A 16,684-nucleotide genomic window follows, 5' to 3' on the forward strand; every position below is an offset into this window, starting at 1 on the left:
AGATGGAACGCAGAAAACTTACAAAAGCGGATATCGATAAGGTCCGCAATATCGAAGGCTTTCCCATTGGCAGCGATGAGGATATTATTGCGCTTTCCGATGCGCCTTTCTATACAGCATGCCCCAATTCCTTCATTGAGGAGTTTATCAAGGAGAATGGAACCCCATATGATGAGGCAACGGATGATTACCATCGTGAGCCATACACAGACGATGTGGCCGAAGATAAGCATGACTTGATTTACAATATCCATAGTTATCATACAAAGGTTCCGCCAAAAGCTATAATGACCTATCTTGAACATTACACGAATCCGGGCGATACGGTCATCGATACTTTTTGTGGCTCCGGAATGACTGGTGTGGCTGCGCAATTGTGCAATAGCGGAGCCCGAAATGCAATTTTGGTTGACTTGTCTCCTTACGCAACTTTTTTGGCATCAAACTATAATAATTCAAACAATTCGCATGTGATATCTGAATTACAAGGAATCATTGAAGAACTATCTAACAAATACGGTTATCTATACAGAACGAATCATGTTGTAAACGGGAAAACACAGATTGGATTTAGTGGGAAACCGATTGAAGGAACTATAAATTATACAATCTGGTCAGATGTCTTTTTCTGTCCTCACTGTGGTCAGGAAATGGTGTACTACAATGCGGCCCTCGATCCTAAGACAAAAAAAGCCTTAAAGAAATTCAAGTGTCCAAAGTGCAATTTTGAAATAAGCAAACTTAATATGATTCTCAAGAAAGAGACTGATATGACAGATTCTGGTGAATATGCCGAACACGCTGTAAAGGTGCCTGTTTTGATTAACTACAGCATTGATAAAAAGCGGTTTGTAAAAACGCCAGATGCAGATGATATTGCTAAGATTGAGACCTCAAGAATCGTAGAATGGCTACCGAAGGATGAGCTGCCCACAGGATATAATACTGAACAGCCTAAGCGGTCGCATGGAATGTGTTGGGTTAACTCGTTCTATACGAAAAGAACTCAATTCATGCTCAGCGAGACATATGCAAGAGTTAAGACAGATCAAAAAAAGATGTTTCTGTTTACCAGTATCTTGCCTAAACTCACGCTGCTAAATCGATATATGCCTGAACACGGGAGCAGAGCATTAGTAGGTCCTATGGTTGGCACATACTACGTTCCCTCGTTGAGCGTAGAAAATAATGTTATCCATCAATTGTTGTTCCAATTGCAAAAGCTGGGGCATCTTTCCTACCAGCAAGGGAAAGTGCTCGTTAGCACGCAATCGGCGACCGATTTGAGCAATATTCCAACAGATAGCATTGACTATGTGTTTGTAGATCCTCCTTTTGGCGCAAATATTATGTACTCTGAATTGAACTTCATGCCAGAAAGTTGGTTAAAAGTAAAAACAAACAACGCGGAAGAAGCTATCATTAACAACATCCAGAACAAAGCACTTCCTGAATATACAGGATTAATGAGCCAGAGTTTTCGTGAACTGTTCCGCGTCTTAAAGCCTAATCATTGGATAACGATAGAATTTCACAATTCAAAGAATGCAGTTTGGAATGCAATACAACAAAGTATCCAGACCGCAGGCTTTATTATTGCAGATGTTCGCACTCTCAGCAAAGAAAAGAAAACGGTTATGCAATACAAGTCTGACAATACCGTTGATCAAGACTTAGTTATTTCAGCATATAAGCCAAAGGATAGTTTTACGCGAGAATTTAGACTGAAAATTGGTAGTGTCGATACAGCATGGGATTTTGTCAGGGAACATCTTTCAAACCTACGAGTCGTTGTGAACAATGATGGAATTATCGAGGTTGTATCCGAGCGTCAGGCGTTTTTGCTTTGGGATAGGATGGTAGCTTATCATATTATGCAAGGAATCGCTGTTCCTCTTGATGCAACAGATTTCTATAAAGGTCTCGACGAGCGATTCTTGAAGCGCGACAATATGTATTTCCTGCCAAATCAAGTTAATGAATATGATTTAGTACGCTCAACTTGCGAAGTTGAAAGCCTTCAGTTTTCGCTGTTTGTCTCTGATGAAAAATCTGCCATAGGCTGGCTATATCAGCAGTTGAGTCCTGAAGGACATGGCCCGCAAACTTATGCGGAATTGATGCCAAAATTCATGCAAGAATGCCAGGCGCTGGACAAGCGTGAGAAAATGCCGGAGCTCTCCGTCATCCTCGAAGAAAACTTCCTCAAGGACGATGATGGCCGCTGGTATATTCCTGACCTGACCAAGAGCGGTGATATTGCGAAACTGCGTGAAAAGAACCTGCTCAAAGAATTCCAGGAGTATTTGTCCACCAAAGGTAAGCTCAAAGTATTCCGCTCTGAGGCCATCCGTGCTGGGTTTGCAAAGCTGTGGAAGGACAAGGACTATGCGACCATCGTTGCAGTGGCCGAACGTCTGCCGGAGGAAACCATTCAAGAGGACCAGAATCTGCTGATGTACTACGATATCAGCTTGGGTCGTGTGTAATTCATCACTGGAGGAATTGTAATGCTGAAAACCGGAGATTTTGTATTCGACAAGGCGACGGGTGCCAACGTTCAAGTTCTGGATCGGATTGAAGCATGGAGCTATATATCCTACCGCGTTTTTAATCCGTCAACCGGAAAGGTCTACAAAGTGGCCGAAGAACAACTGAATAAGGACGGCGGCACCAACACCTACGACGAGAATTATCTCCGGTATGTCACGCTACTCTGCAAGATAAAAAATGAGACAGCAGGCGGTTTGCTCTCTTCACTTGCCAGCGGCGTTATTCCGCTTCCCCACCAGCTTCATGTTCTAAACCGGGCAATGGAGCACAATACCATTCGCTATATTCTTGCCGATGAGGTTGGTCTCGGAAAGACCATCGAGGCCGGAATGGTCATCAAAGAACTGAAAGCACGTGGCCTCGTGCGCCGGGTTCTGGTCGTCTGTCCCACCGGCTTGGTGACCCAGTGGGCCGCAGAAATGCAGGACAAATTCCATGAGAAATTCAATATCATCCTGCCGTCAGATTTTGACACAATTCGACGTCTGACGGACAGCGAAGATGTGTATGGCCAGTATGATCAGATCATTTCGCCGATGGACTCCATCAAGCCAATCGAAAAGCATGTTGGCTGGACTGATGAGCGCGTGGAAAAGTACAACGAGGAACGCATTTATTCTATCATCAACAGCGGTTGGGACCTGATTGTCATCGATGAGGCCCACCGTGTTGCTGGCTCCTCCAGTGAGGTCGCTCGGTACAAATTGGGTTATCTGCTCTCACAGGCAAGCCCTTATTTACTGCTGCTATCGGCTACACCGCACAACGGCAAAACCGAGCCGTTCCTGCGCCTTGTGCGTCTTTTGGATGAGGAGGCTTTTCCAAATGCCAAATCCATCGTGAAAGAGCAAGTCGCACCGTATCTGATTCGCACGGAGAAGCGAGAGGCCATTGACAACAACGGAAACAAGCTCTTCAAAAACCGCATCACGCATTTGGTAGTCCTGAATTGGGATGAGCGCCACACGATGCAGCGGGAGCTGTATAAGCTGGTGACCGCATATGTTTCCAAAACCTACAACAAGGCACTCCGGAATCGCAAAAAGAACATGTGCCTTATCTTCCTGCTCATCATTATGCAGCGCATGGTCACAAGCAGTACGGCGGCTGTCCGGCAAAGCCTCGAACGGCGTTTGAAAGTGCTGCAGGATCAGGCCACAAAGATCGGCAGCCTGACTGAAGAAGACCTTGATGAGCTCAACATCGAGGACGGCGTTGAGGAAGCACTTGAAGCGATTTCTCTGGACAACGATGAGGAAATAGCCGAACTGCAGCAGATTATATCTGTCGCTAAGCAGGCCGAATTCCAGCACCCGGATGTTAAAGTTGAAACTCTGCTGGATACCATCGACAGCATTTTAAGCGAGGACGCCAACCAGAAAATCATCGTTTTCACAGAGTTCGTTGCCACGCAGAAATATCTGCAGAAAATCCTGATCGGACGCGGATATACTGTGTCAGCTCTTAATGGCAGCATGAGTATTGATGAGCGCAATATTGCGCTGCAGGACTTCCGCGACCGCGCCAACATTTTCATTTCGACTGACGCAGGCGGCGAAGGTTTGAACCTTCAGTTCAGCAATATCATCATCAACTACGATCTTCCCTGGAATCCGATGAAGATTGAGCAGCGGTGCGGCCGTGCTGATCGTATCGGGCAGAAGCGCGACGTACATATCTACAATTTCATTATCGAGGACACCGTCGAAAACAGAGTAAGGCAGGTCCTTGAAGAAAAGCTATCGGTCATTTTGAAAGAGATGGGCGTCGACAAGTATTCCGATGTACTGGACAGCGAAGTGGCCGAGTGCGATTTTACAGATGTCTACATGCGTTCGATCAGCCATCCGGCGAAGATTACTGAAGCGCTTTATCCGGTTGAGTCGGAAATGAAGCAGCAGGTCGCCAATGCCCAAAAATATAAGGACGTGATCCGCGAAGAGAAAGACCTGACGAAGCTTGTCGGGCAGGAATCGGATTTTGATGTCGAGTCTGCATTGAAGAAGCTACTTGCCTATTATGATAACTGGCAAGGCAAAGAAATGACATTGATCGACCGGGTGGGCATTAATGATACGAGGGTGACTCAGCATCTGAGCACAGATATTGTGCAGGACCGGCTTTCCCCGCTCCTGTCCGTAGGTATTAAGAATTTCCCAAACGAAGCCGGCTTTTTCATGCTGTGGGAACTTTCACTGACTGACAAGGATAGCGATCAGCGAATCATTCCGATATTTGTGAATGAGAACTTTGTACTGCGCCCGATGGCCGGCAAAAAGATCATGGACGTATTTCTCGACGAAGCATCTCGTTTGTCGGTAAGAAATGTGCCAAATATTACTTCGGAGGAATACGCAAAGCTCGAAAAAATGAGCATGGACTTTGCCTTTGACGCTTTCATCGATTTGAAAGACAAACAACTCATGAAAAACAAGGAGAGCTATGAGAAATACATGTACGCTCTCAAACTGCGTACAGAAGCGGCGCAGCAAATCGGCATTGAGAACATAAGGAAATCCCGCATTGCAAGACTGCAGCGGGAAAGAGACACAATTGAAGAAAACTACAAAAATGGCCAACAGGTGTATCCTGATTTCCGTCTGGTCGTGCTTGTGAAACTGGAGGCTTAGCAATGTTCGCGGACTATGTGTATGAAAAATCATCTGCAGCTTATTCGAATAAAATTCTATTGATCGACGCTGATGATCTTCAAAGCGTCACGGATTACTGCGCCAATTTTTCAGCACACGGTTTTCAAATAATCCATTTTGCTGACGATCTGGCCTTCCGCATAGAACATGATGATGCGATTAACAGCAGTGACGAAAAGTGCGCGCTGATTGTAAAACCAGACGTCTATATCCCGTATGATATTCACAGGCGCTTTCGGTGCTTTGAAGTTTCGATCTCTAACCTGTTTCCCGACTTGAATTCATCAGCTATTCGGGACGCTGAGAATATCAATCTCGATTTATTGTGCATGGCCTATCAGCGCAACTATGCCGATTTAAAAATGTATCCAATGACGCAGCAGTTTTTAAAGAACAAAGTATACAGCCACGATAATATAGCTGCATATCTTCAGGAATGTCAGAATCAACTTGCTGAATCAGTCTGCTCTGCAAAGACATATCAGGACTGGTTCCGAGTGGCTAATCTAAAATCAGCAATGGATGTAATGTCGGTTAAGTACGACATACCAATCTCATCCGGACAGGCACAGGAAGCATTCAAGCAGTTTGTACTTGCCAGTTTCGGAAAGCTTTCCACGGCAATCAACAAAGATGGACCGGTACTCGTAAGTCGGGCGATGGAATACATGCACGGGAATAGCGACAAGTTTGCAATAATTGTTATGGATGGTATGTCGGAATTCGACTGGCACATTATTGCGGAAGGATTCACAGGCATACACTACGAAAAGTCAGACGCCTTTGCAATGATCCCTACTACGACATCTATTTCACGTCAATGTCTTCTCTCTGGCAAATATCCGGTACAGCTGTTGGCGCCGTGGAAGCAAAGCAAGGAGAAAACAGAATTTCTTGATTGCGCTCAAAAGCTCGGATTTACTGAGGCACAAATCGGATATGAGCGCGGTTATGAAGCGGACTTTGCTGCATCGGTAAAGTGTGCAGCGGTCATCATAAATGACGTAGATGATATGGTGCATGGGCAAAAGCAAGGACGCATAGGCATGCTCAATGACATCTCCGTTCTTTCAAAGCAAGCCCAGCTTTTGAATTTGACGAAGCGTCTTCTGAGTAAAGGCTTTGATGTTTATATTTCTGCGGATCATGGAAACACTCCGTGTACCGGCATGGGAAAATTGATGAAGACAGGTGTGGAAGTTGAGACAAAAAGCAGACGAATGATCGTGCTGCGTGATTTTGCGGATAAACAAACACTTGCCGACCAATACGAACTAATTGAATATCCGAAGTATTATTTGAGCAAAGAATTTGACTATCTGATTTGTGACGTAGGCCGCTCATTTGATGCAAAGGGTGAAGAAGTGATGAGCCACGGCGGTATAACCGTTGATGAGGTCATCGTACCATTTATCAAGATAAAGGCGGACGAAAACAATGGCTAAAACTGTAGGACTTTCACGTAATATTAAAATGCAATGGCTAAACAAAGCTGTGGCTTTACTCTATGATAATTTGGAAGAAACGGAATATAAAAGTGCTCTGAACGAGTATTTGGGCTTTGAAATAGGTAGCGTCATCAATATAAGAAAGACCCGCGAAATTCTCATGCATTTGTGGTTCTACAAGGATGATGAAACAAACGATATCCGAGAACTGGGGCTTTCTTTAATCCGCGCATATCCTGATTACGCATTACCAATTCACTGGTGTATGATTCTTATCACATACCCGGTGTTTGCTGATGTATGCAAATTAATCGGCCGTATTTCTGATTTTCAGGAGGAGATCACATTAGCGCAGCTCAAACAAAAGCTGTTTGATGAGTGGGGTGAAAGAACAACGCTGTTCCATTCCACGGACAAGATCATCATGACCATGAAGGACATGGGCGTGCTTTCTTGCGAAAAGCCCGGAAAATACCACATACAAAAGTATCCGATAAGTAACGAACAGATCGTTAATTATATGCTGTTAGTAGCAATGAAAGTGGGCGGAAATAGCTACTATACTCTTCCCGACCTTACGAACATAGGCGTTCTGTTTCCTTTTGAATACCGAGTGAATAAGGAGCAGCTTATTACAGATGATCATTTTGTGATCAACAATTTCGGTGGAGAAATAACAGTAGCATTAAAATAAAACGAGGAGGATTTCATATGCCAGCAGTAATAGTGAAAAAAGAAGAAAAAGTCGCCTCAGTTTTTGCAGCAATGAGTAATCCAAATGATATTCAAGAATTTAAGACCAAGTTCAAAGAAATGTACCCAAAGGAATGGCAGCATATCATTGCTGTTTATCAAAAAGAGGAACGTGCAGACATCAAGCATAAAGGTCACCCGATGCCGGAGCCGGAAAAATATCTCGAAAATACATATAAAGTCGCACGTAATAAACGGTGAGCAGAACGTCAGAGTGAAACGTCAGAGTGAAACGTCAGAGTGAAACGAAGAACCTTTTAATTTTGCCACACTTTTTAATTATTCTTCGGCTGCCAATTTTGCAGGGTAAGTAAATACAAAATAGGCTGCCGGCACTACAAACCAAATAAATAAAAAAGGGCTCCCGAAGCTCGCATCGAAAAGGTGCGGAACCTCGGAAGCCCTTTATTTCAAGCCTTTTTCGGCACGCTGCTGTCGGGGGAAGGCTCTTTCTTATTGTATCAAAGACGGTAAGAACATAGAAGTTAGCGCAATGAAAATGATACAAAAGGATGCAATGGCCGGAACCTATATGTTATGGCACTTTCAAGAATTCACAGTTCTTGGGGGTGCTTATTTTTATGCCCCTTTTCCGGCGGTCAATAGGGGATGAATAAGGTGATTGCATACGGCTGAACAGTTTTCTGTTGAAAAATAAAAAAAGCCAGTAACAGCGATTCTTGGAAAGTTTTATTCAGGAACCTATGTTTACCGGCTTTTTATATTAGAGGAATTTGATAATAGTCTGTTAAGTCAACCATCCTCATCCAGGTCTAGTAAAAATCCGGGACGGCCGCTTTCTTTGTCGAAATGAATAATGTTAGCCCCATATTCTGTATAGTTTAGACTGGCAGTATTTTTGGTATTTTCGAAGATAATAATTTGCCCGTCATCTTGATGCTTAAGCATAAATTCAAACAATCCGTTACGCATACTGATATCGTAGTTTTCTTTTTTCCCTTGATCTAGGCCACTTAATGGACTATCTATAATCAGAAGCCCCGGATTGAACATGGCATTATCCTTAAGATATTTTCTGATAGCAAGTGCCATTACCGTATTGACAAAGGAAGAGTAACCATTTCCATTTCCCGCGCTTTTTTTATGACCATTAATAATTGCATCAAAGGTATTAACATCAAATGAAGCACTGTTGAGATTAGGATAATGGCACTCTATAAGAATTTCTTTTAATAAAGCACTAATGTCTGATTGAAAGGATTGTTCCAGAAAGTTAACAGGGTGGTATATTTCTTCAATTGCATCATCTGATGGTAAATTCTCTAGATCCTTTTCATATTCCTCAGTAGTTTCTTTTATTGAAGACAGAATTGTTTGCGCCTTGATATAAGCTTCAAATTGAGACATTATTTCATTTATTTTTTCAAACCTTGGGCGCAATTTGTTTTGTACTCGATCATTTGTTGTGTCCACTTCTTTTTGTAACTTAGCCAAATCATGCACGATGCGGTGTGTTCGTTCTTTCAAGTCGGCCTTTACGGAATCCAGCTCTTTGCTTTGGGCTAAAATATTCTGAAGTTCAGCATTGGCCGAATTGGTGTAGGATTTATGCTTTTTAAGAGTTATTTGACTTTGGCAGAAAGGGCAGACTTCCGCTTTACGCCCAAAATCTTTAAGATGAGCCTCACCATCTACAATATTAGTAAGTCTTTTTATATCAGCAATATATTGAGAGGATAAATCTTCATATTGTTCCTGTAAGAGCACATACTCACTGCGCTTTTTGTTCAGGCCCTCAATTCTCTTCAAGAGAGAAGTATAGTATTTACTGGATTTTTCAATTTCTTCTTTAAGGCTTTGACGAATATTAACTAACTGAGATATTTTGGAATGAATTTCATCGTCATTGCTTGCGTGAAGAGCCTTTTCAATTGATTCTTTCTGTTTTGCTGCCATTTGCAGCTTCTGCTCGATAAAATTCTTTACTGCTTTTCTCTGAGCTCTTCGAATTTCCGGTTTTTCTACTTCTTCTTTCTCTGCATAATCATTTCCAGATAATAGAAAGATAAGAGAAGAAAGAAATGCTGTTTTACCAGTTGCCTGGTTGGGAAGGATAGGTGAATCGTGCTCCGCTATTATGGATTGGTGCGGAATTAATATTAAAGGTAAAATAGTTCGCCAGGTAAGTAATTGTTTACGGAAATATTGATTTTTTATGATTTTATGGCGATCTTTAACGCCTATAGCGGCAAAAAGAAAGTCATTAAGGCCTCTTTCGTCATCTTTACCCTTGAGTGAATATTTTCCTGAAGGATAGTTAGGGATAGTAGAATCAATATCAATTCCTTTGGAATCAAAAGAGCGAGTGATTTTTAAATTTCCAAATCGGCTGGTTATATCTAGTGTGATTTTGTTATAGCCCAATGAAGCATCAAAGGGGAGAACTTTGCTGCCGAAACAAAAGTCGATGGTTCGAAAAATACAACTTTTACCAGTATTTGATTCACCCTCAATAATATTAAGACCGGGGCCAAGTTTTATAGTTGAAGGTGACTTTCCTTCACCCAGTGCTGTAATTCTGGTGATTTTCATGGTTACTCCTCCGTGTGCCGTAAGGACTCTTGATTATAAATACTTAAAAGCTCTGTATCTGATTTATTTCCAAACTGCTGCTTTGTATTTTTTAATATCGATAAATACTGAATTTTATAAGTAGAAGACAAGGATTTTACGTATTCTTGTCCTGTTGAGTCTATCTTATACAAGAAACCCGATTTGGGGGAGTAGTGGACATTTACAAATCCATCAAGCACCCCACGCTTTAAACCTTTTTTGAACATGGCTCTTCGTGCCGAATATTCACTAAACCGGAATGTGTTGTCTCCATGAAGATTGTAAGTCGATACCCCAAAAGACTTTCCATAGATGGTTATAAAATCAAGGAGCGTAATTTGTACAAGAGACAATGCTAAATCTTTAAATACGGATAATATCAACAGGGAGCGTAGTTCAGATTCAAATGCGGTGTTAAAAATCCTCGTCATCTATATTCACCCACGATTTAATGTAATTATCATTTACTAACTTATGGCATAATCCTTTTTTTGCCTCATTATTAATAAGGCCAGCAATATTGGCAAGTTTAGAGGCACTCAAGGTTGTACTTGTAATCTTATCTTGTACGATACGCAAACGTTCTTTTCCGTTAGGGCACGAACTATGGTATGTAGGCTCTATTCCATCATAAGCTTCTTTTTCTAAGCGTTTAAATTGGGCCTCTCCATCTGAAAATGTTTCTCTAGCGATGCGTGCTATTGATTCACTACTGTAAAATTCAGCCCTTTGTCTTTCCAAATGATTCTTACATTTTTGTGGAAGTTCATTCAAGTTTGCAAGAGAAAAAACCTTATTTTTGTTCTCAGAATAAACTTCCAATAAAGCTTTAATGTATGGGGCCTCTGATTTCTGTTGGATATCTTTTGGCTTTTTCAAACCAGGAGGGAGTTTGATATGCTCATTTCCAATATTAATGACATTATCGTCTGGAGAGTATTCGGATAATTCTAACGGGACAGGGCGTTTATTGTTTCTAAGTGCTGCTTCTTTTGATACGTTGATGTCTTTTAAGTCAAGTTCATCTTTTTTAGCGGAAGCTGCATGAAGGAACTTAATGAAAATATCAGCTAAAGTATCTGAAAGGTCGACGTTTTTGGGGCAATATAGCCCCTTATCTGTTAATACGTTTATTATTTCGGTAGAGGTGTCATAAGAAAGCTTTGATACTAAATCTACAAATTTAGATTTATCGCTATTAGATAAGATAAAATCTGCAATATCTTTTGGAAACTTACGCTGCCCATTGAATATTTTTGTAATAGTACTTTTATTTGTGAAATCAGAAAATTGTTCAAAACGGGGATCATCCTCTGCAGATGAATATACCGATACGATTTTGCCATGTGCACGGACTTTTTTTACCACTCTGCCGCAGTTATTTGACCATCCTTCCGGAAGTATTTGCCACCCTGCTCAATAACTCTCATACTGAAGATAGCACACGGTTCTCGTGTGACTTTAGTATAAGGGGGTCCTCATATGACGGATTACCGAAAGATTCTTATGCTGCGAAGCAAGGGGTACACTCAACGCGGGATAGCTTTAACCAAAGTTGCTTCTCGCCCAACCATCAGTGCAGTCTACAAGGCTGCAGACCAACAAGGCATTAGCTGGCCGCTGGATTCCAGCATCACTAATGCTGAATTGGAAACAATATTATTCCCAAGAAAGAGCATGACCAAAGTTTTTTATGTTGAACCAGACTATCCCTACATCCATCGAGAACTAGCAAAATCTGGTGTAACGATGACGCTTCTATGGGAAGAATATTGCAGACAGTGCTACGAGACTGGCAAAACGCCTTATATGAGTACACAATTTGCAGAGAAATACCGAAAATGGGCTCGGGTAACCAAAGCTACCATGCGTATTCAGCATAAACCTGGCGATGCCATGCAGGTCGACTGGGCTGGGGATACTCTTCCCGTATATGACCCGGTAACCGGCAGTACAAGCCCAGCGTATCTCTTTATTGCCACCTTGCCGTGCAGTTATTATACCTATGCAGAAGCCTGCGACGATATGAAAACTGAGAACTGGCTGAACTGCCATATCCACGCCTTCAAGTTTTATGGTGGTGTTCCTCGGCTTCTAATTCCTGACAATTGCAAAACTGCAACCACGTCTAATACTAAGTATGAAACAATCCTAAACCACAGTTACCAGGAATTGGCTGAACATTATGGTACGGCAATTGTACCAGCCCGTGTGCGCAGGCCTAAGGATAAAAGCTCCGCAGAAGCTTCTGTGCGTTTTGCTGAAACCTGGATTCTTGCTGCCTTACGTTCAAGGAAATTCTTTTCCCTTCATGAAATGAATGAGGCTATTGCGGAAAAACTTAAAGAAATGAACGACCGCCCCTTTAAGCAGATGGCAGGCTCCCGCTACAGTGCCTATATGGAAGAAGAAAAGCAATATATGCTTCCTCTGCCACCTACAGATTTTGAGGCTGCTGTTTGGTCGGTAGCCAAAGTTCCCAATGATTATCTTATTTCAGATGGCAAGAACAAATATTCAGTCCCTTACAACTTGATTGGCGAAAAGGTAGACATTCGGGTGACAAAGACTACTGTAGAAGTATTCTTCCACGGCAGCCGTGTTGCCAGCCACCGTCGTTTGCGGACCGTCCAGAGAGATCCGCTGGTAAACCTAGAGCACATGCCCCTTGCACACCAAAGGTACCTGACCTACAATACGGATGATTTCACTCGTTGGGCAACGACTGTTGGTCCCATGACAGAAAAGACTGTGCAGTATTTCCTTACCAGCGGAAAGGCCCCAGAACAGGGCTACAAAGCCTGCTCCAGCCTTAGGAAATTGGAAGAACGTTACGGGAAAGTACGGCTTGAAAACGCTTGTGGACGTATTTTCGCCTACAAGGCCACTCCGTCCGTCCGTAACGTCAGCAGCATTTTAAAAAATGACCAAGATAAACCTGTTAAAAACGCTCCGCAGAAAAAGCCAGCCGCAGCAAACAACTACGGAATTACACGCGGTGCCTCGTATTTCAGTAAGGATAGAGGTGGCCGCCAATGATAGACCAGGAAACCGTAGAGATGCTTAGGAAGATGAGAATGACCGCTATGGCGGATGAATTATCCCACCAATTACAAGACTCAACCTTTAATGAGCTTGGCTTTGAGGAACGATTAGGACTGATGGTGACTGCCGAATGGAACCGACGCCAAACGAATACAGTACAGCGACTCATTAAGAATGCAAATTTTTCTGCCCCAGCTGCCGCAGTAGAAGAAATTGAGTACTACGAAGATAGAAAGTTGGATAAAGCACAGATTTTACGCCTATCCAGCTGCAAATTTGTAGACGAGGGACACCATATTATTCTGGAAGGAGCTTCTGGCAATGGTAAAACCTACATTGCCTGTGCTCTTGGTAACGCTGCCTGCCGACGATTCAAGAAAGTACGATATATTCGTATGCCAGAATTGCTGGATGAGTTGAATATTGCCCGAAGCGGCGGTGAATTAAAGAAATGCCTGTCCAATTACAAAAAGGTTGATTTGCTCATTTTGGATGAATGGCTTATACGCCCCCTAACACCGCAGGAAAGTTATGATCTATTAGAAATTGTAGAAACTCGTTGCCAACGTTCTATGATTTTCTGCACCCAGTACAGCACAGATGGCTGGTATACCAGGATTGATTCGAACCCCGAATCTGCAAGCCCTGTGTCTGATGCTATTATGGACCGCATTATCCATAACTCATACGTAATTATGGTTGAAGGCCGTATCTCAATGAGAGAACGGTATGGCCTGAAAGCAACTCAAAGCTAAAGCTTATCTATACTTTAAAGAAAACTAAATAACCAGCTCTGCCGGCTCAACCATCCGGCAGAGCTTTTGGCTGAATCTCTTAATGGCCTACTAGTGCGGTGGGGTGGTAAAAGAATTCCGAGAAGGTGGTAAAAAAAGTCCGTGCAGACGGTAAACTTACACCGATTTATGCAGCAGAATCTTCTATAAAAAGATTAAGAAGATTAGACATAAATTCTGGTTGATTATTCTTGGGAATTGGCAGAGTCTTTTTTAATAGGTTTAGAAGTTCACTAAATTTCATGATGACCTCCAAAATATCAAGAGTACAAAATTTGTACTCTTTTGCCACCTTTTGCCACCTAGTGACAAAGGTGGCTTTGTTATTATATGGGCAGATGAAAGCTCTTTATCTACCTCTAATTATAGCAAGTGATGAGGCAGAAAGAGAGAGGGGGGAAAAGTCCTAAAGGGTATCATCTTTACTTTTAAAACAATATAGTGCTCTGAACGCGCGAGAAGAGCAGGAAATATATACCCAATATTCTTCTGAAAGAAGATTGGATAGATATTCCCTATCTTTGGCGTGTGTTTAAGGACCGGGATATCCATCCAAGGGTATCTCGGTTTTTGTTTCCTGCTTTCTTCGTTGAGCAGAAGGGAACCAGGAAACATGGAAACAAGAAAAATTAATGCTATGAACACAATGACTCTTACTTATGAATTTGCCAATGATGAAAGGGTTACTCTCCGGGCAGGGGAGAAGGGCGTCACGGAGATGGATATCAAGACAGTGAAGCTCCTTGTTAACAACGAAGTAAATAATAATCTGAAAAATGCTGGGCCGGCACTGACTGAAAAGGAAAAGAAGGAAATTGATGCTTACAAGAAGAACCACCCGGGCGAAGTGTTAGGTCGTAAGTGGAACGCTTCTATTGATAGTTTCACAGATGAAGAAGGGGTCTCCTTTGCAGATGCTGTGGCCATGAGCAATCCTTTCCAGCCGGCAGATGCTGCTCTTGAGGATAAGAAGCTCGTCATTGAAGAGGCTATGAACCACCTTACGAAGGAGCAGCGGCAGATTATTCTGTGGAAGTTCTTCGAAGAGAAGCCACAGAAGGAAATTGCTGATGAACTCGGTATTTCCAGCAGCGCCGTTTCGCAGCGGATCAGGACCATTTTGAAGGAAATGAAGCATTTTATTGAAAATTTTTCCTTTTAACCTTAATTTTTTAAATTTCCAGTGGACTAGTCATCAGAGGGGAAAACCTCTGGAAGGGAGTGAAAGATATGTCGATTACACACAAGATTCAAGTGAATGTAACTGACGCGACCGGAAGCAAACAGCCTGTGCTTTCCGGCGGACTTCTCAGAATGCCGAAACTGCTGGCCAAGCTCCTCTTTGGGCCAGCAGTGCAGGTTGTTCTGCTGAGTCCCGGTAAAAGTGTCAGCTCCATTGTCATTAAGGAGGTATCCAAGAATGAACCAACAGGAAATGGTTAACACGCTCACAGATGTAAAGGCTGAACTGTATGTACTCGGAACCGCTATTGATTCCGTACTTGAAGCTATGGGCGCAGGGGAAAGCACGGAAGCCAAGGTAAAGCCTGCGCCGCCGGAAGAACCTAAGCTCACTTTGGAAGAGGTGAGAGCGGTCCTGGCCGACAAGTCCATGGCGGGTTTTAGGGATGAAGTCAAAGCCCTGATTACCAGCTTTGGTGTGAACAGGCTGAGCGAAGTGCCGGCGGATAAGTATAAAGAGCTGGTAGAACAGGCGGAGGCACTTGGAAATGGCAGCAACTAGTCACGCACTTTTATCTCCTTCGGCAGCGCACCGTTGGCTGAACTGCCCGCCGTCAGCTAAGCTAGCCGCCCAGGTTCCTGGGAAAACTTCAGCCGCAGCAGAGGAGGGGACGGCAGCTCACGCACTGGCGGAGCATAAGCTGAAACGGCTGCTTCGTCGCCGGAGCAATAGGCCCGTTTCTTCATACGATATGGACACCATGGAGGAATGCACCGATGACTATGTGTCCTTCGTACAGGAGAAACTGGAAGAAGCGAAGGCAGAAAGCAAGGACCCCAGAATCTTTGTTGAACAGCACCTGAACCTTTCACCGGCGGTGCCTGATGGGTTCGGAACAGCAGACTGTCTTATCGTTTCAGATAAGCACCTCTGGGTCATTGATTTCAAGTACGGCACTGGCGTTTTGGTCGAAGCGGATAATAACCCACAGCTCATGATTTACGCCCTGGGTGCTATGTCTGCTTTGGGGCAGCTTTATCCGTTTGATACCGTTTCGCTCTGTATCTTCCAGCCCCGTCGTGAGAATGTATCTTGCTGGGATATCTCCCGCAAAGACCTGGAAGAATGGGGCAACAAGGTATTGAAGCCCAAAGCGGCACTGGCCTTTTCCGGCGGCGGTAGCTTTACCCCAGGTAGCTGGTGTGAGTTCTGCCCCATTGCTCCTAAGTGTAGGGCAAGGGCTATCAAACAGCTGCAGATTGCGAAGTACGACTTCAAGCTCCCGCCTGTGCTGACGGATGAAGAAATAGCAAAGCTTTTAGCTGAGCTTCCTGACTTCGTTTCATGGGCGAATCAAGTCTTGTCTTATGCAACAGAGGCTGCAATTCACCACGGCAAACATTGGCCCGGGTTCAAGGTGGTGGCCGGCAGGGCCATTCGTAAGTATAAAGACCAGGATGCAGTTATCAAGGCAGCAACGGCCGCCGGCTACACCGATATCTTTGATAAAAAGCTGATCCCGCTCACAGCCATGGAAAAGCTTATGGGCAAAGAAAATTTCAAAACCATTTTAGGAACATTGATTGTTAAACCAGCGGGAAAACCTACATTGGTGCCTGAATCAGATAAGCGCCCGCCAATTAACACAGATGATGTCAAAAAAGAATTTACGGAGGAATAAAA

General features: G+C 43.3%; 14 protein-coding genes. 11 read left to right on the top strand and 3 right to left on the bottom strand.

Going from position 1 to position 16,684, the window contains the following annotated elements:
• Positions 1–2: 2 nt before the first annotated feature.
• Genes LKE88_RS02210 through LKE88_RS02230 form a run of 5 tightly spaced genes read left to right on the top strand, consistent with a single transcriptional unit; the run spans position 3 to position 7,606 of the window.
• A complete protein-coding gene (locus LKE88_RS02210; protein ID WP_276802583.1) occupies positions 3–2,489 on the top strand; it encodes a DNA methyltransferase in 2,487 nt (828 codons plus the stop codon).
• A gap of 21 nt (positions 2,490–2,510) precedes the next feature.
• Entirely contained in the window at positions 2,511–5,183 is a 2,673-nt protein-coding gene (locus LKE88_RS02215) for a DEAD/DEAH box helicase (RefSeq protein ID WP_276802585.1), read from the top strand.
• 2 nt (positions 5,184–5,185) lie between these two features.
• Positions 5,186–6,649, top strand: a complete 1,464-nt coding sequence (locus tag LKE88_RS02220; protein ID WP_276802586.1) for a PglZ domain-containing protein — start codon at positions 5,186–5,188, stop codon at positions 6,647–6,649.
• Positions 6,642–7,346: a hypothetical protein gene (locus LKE88_RS02225; protein WP_276802587.1), complete on the top strand. Its 705-nt coding sequence runs from the start codon at positions 6,642–6,644 to the stop codon at positions 7,344–7,346. Before LKE88_RS02220 ends, LKE88_RS02225 begins: the two co-directional genes overlap by 8 nt.
• Positions 7,347–7,363: 17 nt before the next feature.
• Positions 7,364–7,606 carry a hypothetical protein gene (locus LKE88_RS02230; protein ID WP_276802589.1) on the top strand — a complete coding sequence of 81 codons (243 nt, stop codon included), beginning with the start codon at positions 7,364–7,366 and terminating at the stop codon, positions 7,604–7,606.
• 552 nt (positions 7,607–8,158) lie between these two features.
• Here the strand turns inward: LKE88_RS02230 and LKE88_RS02235 are convergent.
• From LKE88_RS02235 to LKE88_RS02245, 3 genes are read right to left on the bottom strand one after another with little or no spacing between them, the layout of a single operon-like run.
• Positions 8,159–9,958, bottom strand: a complete 1,800-nt coding sequence (locus LKE88_RS02235; RefSeq protein ID WP_276802591.1) for a coiled-coil domain-containing protein — start codon at positions 9,956–9,958, stop codon at positions 8,159–8,161.
• Between the two features lie 2 nt (positions 9,959–9,960).
• Positions 9,961–10,410: an ABC-three component system middle component 2 gene (locus LKE88_RS02240; protein WP_276802593.1), complete on the bottom strand. Its 450-nt coding sequence runs from the start codon at positions 10,408–10,410 to the stop codon at positions 9,961–9,963.
• A complete protein-coding gene (locus LKE88_RS02245; protein ID WP_276802594.1) occupies positions 10,394–11,347 on the bottom strand; it encodes an ABC-three component system protein in 954 nt (317 codons plus the stop codon). The genes LKE88_RS02240 and LKE88_RS02245 overlap by 17 nt, the downstream gene beginning before the upstream one ends.
• Positions 11,348–11,461: 114 nt before the next feature.
• Between LKE88_RS02245 and istA the strand changes: the two genes are divergently transcribed.
• The 6 genes from istA to LKE88_RS02275 all read left to right on the top strand — a co-directional run bounded on the left by istA (position 11,462) and on the right by LKE88_RS02275 (position 16,682).
• A complete protein-coding gene (gene istA, locus LKE88_RS02250; RefSeq protein ID WP_276802595.1) occupies positions 11,462–13,018 on the top strand; it encodes an IS21 family transposase in 1,557 nt (518 codons plus the stop codon).
• Positions 13,015–13,779: an ATP-binding protein gene (locus LKE88_RS02255; protein WP_105326919.1), complete on the top strand. Its 765-nt coding sequence runs from the start codon at positions 13,015–13,017 to the stop codon at positions 13,777–13,779. The genes istA and LKE88_RS02255 overlap by 4 nt, the downstream gene beginning before the upstream one ends.
• Positions 13,780–14,431: 652 nt before the next feature.
• Positions 14,432–14,980 carry a sigma-70 family RNA polymerase sigma factor gene (locus LKE88_RS02260; protein ID WP_276802596.1) on the top strand — a complete coding sequence of 183 codons (549 nt, stop codon included), beginning with the start codon at positions 14,432–14,434 and terminating at the stop codon, positions 14,978–14,980.
• 59 nt (positions 14,981–15,039) lie between these two features.
• Positions 15,040–15,261: a hypothetical protein gene (locus tag LKE88_RS02265; RefSeq protein WP_423767608.1), complete on the top strand. Its 222-nt coding sequence runs from the start codon at positions 15,040–15,042 to the stop codon at positions 15,259–15,261.
• Complete coding sequence (locus LKE88_RS02270) at positions 15,239–15,562, top strand: rRNA biogenesis protein rrp5 (RefSeq protein WP_276802597.1); 324 nt, start codon at positions 15,239–15,241, stop codon at positions 15,560–15,562. Before LKE88_RS02265 ends, LKE88_RS02270 begins: the two co-directional genes overlap by 23 nt.
• Positions 15,549–16,682, top strand: a complete 1,134-nt coding sequence (locus LKE88_RS02275; protein WP_276802598.1) for a DUF2800 domain-containing protein — start codon at positions 15,549–15,551, stop codon at positions 16,680–16,682. The genes LKE88_RS02270 and LKE88_RS02275 overlap by 14 nt, the downstream gene beginning before the upstream one ends.
• Positions 16,683–16,684: the final 2 nt, after the last annotated feature.

It is taken from the genome of Acidaminococcus hominis (genome assembly GCF_022484025.1).
Lineage (GTDB): Bacteria > Bacillota > Negativicutes > Acidaminococcales > Acidaminococcaceae > Acidaminococcus > Acidaminococcus hominis.

Coding starts and splice junctions, on each gene's coding strand:
- LKE88_RS02210 (WP_276802583.1), top strand. CDS start 3: ATGGAACGCAGAAAACTTACAAAAGCGGATATCGATAAGGTCCGCAAT.
- LKE88_RS02215 (WP_276802585.1), top strand. CDS start 2,511: ATGCTGAAAACCGGAGATTTTGTATTCGACAAGGCGACGGGTGCCAAC.
- LKE88_RS02220 (WP_276802586.1), top strand. CDS start 5,186: ATGTTCGCGGACTATGTGTATGAAAAATCATCTGCAGCTTATTCGAAT.
- LKE88_RS02225 (WP_276802587.1), top strand. CDS start 6,642: ATGGCTAAAACTGTAGGACTTTCACGTAATATTAAAATGCAATGGCTA.
- LKE88_RS02230 (WP_276802589.1), top strand. CDS start 7,364: ATGCCAGCAGTAATAGTGAAAAAAGAAGAAAAAGTCGCCTCAGTTTTT.
- LKE88_RS02235 (WP_276802591.1), bottom strand. CDS start 9,958: ATGAAAATCACCAGAATTACAGCACTGGGTGAAGGAAAGTCACCTTCA.
- LKE88_RS02240 (WP_276802593.1), bottom strand. CDS start 10,410: ATGACGAGGATTTTTAACACCGCATTTGAATCTGAACTACGCTCCCTG.
- istA (WP_276802595.1), top strand. CDS start 11,462: ATGACGGATTACCGAAAGATTCTTATGCTGCGAAGCAAGGGGTACACT.
- LKE88_RS02255 (WP_105326919.1), top strand. CDS start 13,015: ATGATAGACCAGGAAACCGTAGAGATGCTTAGGAAGATGAGAATGACC.
- LKE88_RS02260 (WP_276802596.1), top strand. CDS start 14,432: ATGGAAACAAGAAAAATTAATGCTATGAACACAATGACTCTTACTTAT.
- LKE88_RS02270 (WP_276802597.1), top strand. CDS start 15,239: ATGAACCAACAGGAAATGGTTAACACGCTCACAGATGTAAAGGCTGAA.
- LKE88_RS02275 (WP_276802598.1), top strand. CDS start 15,549: ATGGCAGCAACTAGTCACGCACTTTTATCTCCTTCGGCAGCGCACCGT.